Here is a 494-nt window from a genome sequence, read left to right as displayed (position 1 = left end):
TCGGCCTTGCGGCGAGCCTGCTCGGCTGCCATTTGGGCTTCGAGCGCGCGCCGCTGCGCGTCGAGATCGGCGCCTTGCTCGACCGTCTGATCGACATTGTCGGCCTGTTGTTTTTTGGCTTCGCCTTCGGCAGGCGGCGGAACAACGATCTGATCGATTGTCTTGTCGGCCGCTTGTGGCGTCTCGGCCAAGGCCGGCGGGCGAAACTCAGGCGGGTTGAAATTTTCGCTAGCGCTCGACGCCATATCACGAGAGCGCGGCTCGCTCGGCCAGTTGATCCAGATCAGCGCGATCGCCACAATCAGCCCAATGGCGACCATGGCGACTTTTGTGCCTATTCCGGCATAGCGTCTGGCGACGGTCGGCCCGCCATCGAGCTCGTTATAGTCGATGTTGCTCATCTATTGCCCCCTTGCGGTCGGGGAAGAGAAGGGGCCGGGCCCCCGCACCAGCTTCTTCGGGCCGTAGATTTCTGAGACAGGATCAGCCTTCGA

1 protein-coding gene is annotated in these 494 nt (G+C 62.3%); it reads right to left on the bottom strand.

Translation table 11 applies throughout. The features are described from left to right. Window positions 1–401: hypothetical protein (locus tag EOA60_RS36755; RefSeq protein WP_164748501.1), on the bottom strand; the 401-nt coding region annotated here is incomplete at its 3' end. Window positions 402–494: the final 93 nt, after the last annotated feature.

Source organism: Mesorhizobium sp. M1A.F.Ca.IN.020.06.1.1, assembly GCF_004023265.1.
Classification (GTDB): Bacteria; Pseudomonadota; Alphaproteobacteria; order Rhizobiales; family Rhizobiaceae; genus Mesorhizobium.
This window is presented reverse-complemented; position numbering and strand designations above follow the sequence as displayed.